The organism is Alteromonas sp. ABH2_165 (assembly GCF_056159945.1).
Window position 1 is genome coordinate 1 of sequence record NZ_JBSWWF010000026.1, and the last position, 935, is coordinate 935.

General features: G+C 50.7%; 1 rRNA gene. It reads left to right on the forward strand.

The window, feature by feature from the left end:
• Positions 1–96 precede the first annotated feature (96 nt).
• A 16S ribosomal RNA gene (locus ACXAFQ_RS20440) occupies positions 97–935 on the forward strand; the annotation flags it as partial.

Consider the following 935-nt stretch of genomic DNA (forward strand, 5'->3'; position numbering starts at 1 on the left):
CTTAGCATTGTTCTTTAAAAATGTATAACAAGACAATCTGTGTGGGCACTCGTTAAGAGTGTCAACCGACGATTCATAAAAGTTTTTCGATATATTTAATTGAAGAGTTTGATCATGGCTCAGATTGAACGCTGGCGGCAGGCCTAACACATGCAAGTCGAACGGTAGCAGGATGTGCTTGCACATCGCTGACGAGTGGCGGACGGGTGAGTAATGCTTGGGAACTTGCCTTTGCGAGGGGGATAACAGTTGGAAACGACTGCTAATACCGCATAATGTTTTCGAACCAAACGGGGCTTAGGCTCCGGCGCAAAGAGAGGCCCAAGTGAGATTAGCTAGTTGGTGAGGTAAAGGCTCACCAAGGCGACGATCTCTAGCTGTTCTGAGAGGAAGATCAGCCACACTGGGACTGAGACACGGCCCAGACTCCTACGGGAGGCAGCAGTGGGGAATATTGCACAATGGGGGAAACCCTGATGCAGCCATGCCGCGTGTGTGAAGAAGGCCTTCGGGTTGTAAAGCACTTTCAGTTGTGAGGAAAGGTTGGTAGTTAATACCTGCCAGCTGTGACGTTAACAACAGAAGAAGCACCGGCTAACTCCGTGCCAGCAGCCGCGGTAATACGGAGGGTGCGAGCGTTAATCGGAATTACTGGGCGTAAAGCGGACGCAGGCGGTTTGTTAAGCTAGATGTGAAAGCCCCGGGCTCAACCTGGGATGGTCATTTAGAACTGGCAGACTAGAGTCTTGGAGAGGGGAGTGGAATTCCAGGTGTAGCGGTGAAATGCGTAGATATCTGGAGGAACATCAGTGGCGAAGGCGACTCCCTGGCCAAAGACTGACGCTCATGTCCGAAAGTGTGGGTAGCGAACAGGATTAGATACCCTGGTAGTCCACACCGTAAACGCTGTCTACTAGCTGTGCGTGAATTTAATT